The sequence below is a fragment of the Pseudomonas sp. Ps21-P2 genome (assembly GCF_039672565.1).
GTDB lineage: Bacteria > Pseudomonadota > Gammaproteobacteria > Pseudomonadales > Pseudomonadaceae > Aquipseudomonas.
In genome coordinates this window covers 1-573 of sequence record NZ_JBDFPL010000050.1, presented here as the reverse complement: position 1 = coordinate 573, position 573 = coordinate 1, and the positions used below count along the sequence as shown (strand labels likewise).

Genomic DNA, 573 nt, shown 5'->3' with positions numbered 1-573 from the left:
CGGTGGCAAACGAGAACGGCTGGTTTACTCATTGGGTGTCTGTGCAGCGAGACATCACTGAGCGAAAAGAAGCTGAGGAGGCATTGCAACAAGCACAGATGGATCGTGAGGAACGCGTGGCGCTCCAATCACGGCTGGTGGAGCGCGAGAGAATTCAGGAGGAGTTGTCCTACGCTGCATTTCACGATGAACTCACAAGACTCAAGAACCGGGCGTACTTCACAAGCCACATCGAGGAAGCCCTAAGTAGAAAGGGCGACGGCAGCCGTAGCACGGCTACAGTTTTGTATATGGACCTCGACCGGTTCAAATACGTCAATGACGGCATAGGTCATCACGCTGGTGATGTATTGCTCAAACGGGTTGCGGAGCGGTTGCATTATTCCATTGACGTCGAGGCGGTGGTTGCGCGGATTGGCGGCGACGAGTTTGCCGTTCTACTTACTGGCGAAGACCACCAGAAACAGGCTGTCGAGACTGCCGGACGAATTATACAAGCGCTTGGCCTACCCATCGAGATCGAAGGCCAGACGCTGTTTACCTCCTGCAGCATTGGCATCGCGACCCTGGATA

Annotated in this window: 1 protein-coding gene; it reads left to right on the top strand. The window is 54.6% G+C overall.

Features of this window, described 5'->3' with window-relative positions; all coding sequences use genetic code 11:
- On the top strand, window positions 1-573 hold a 573-nt coding region (locus ABEH28_RS27330; RefSeq protein WP_346631575.1), incomplete at both ends, for a diguanylate cyclase.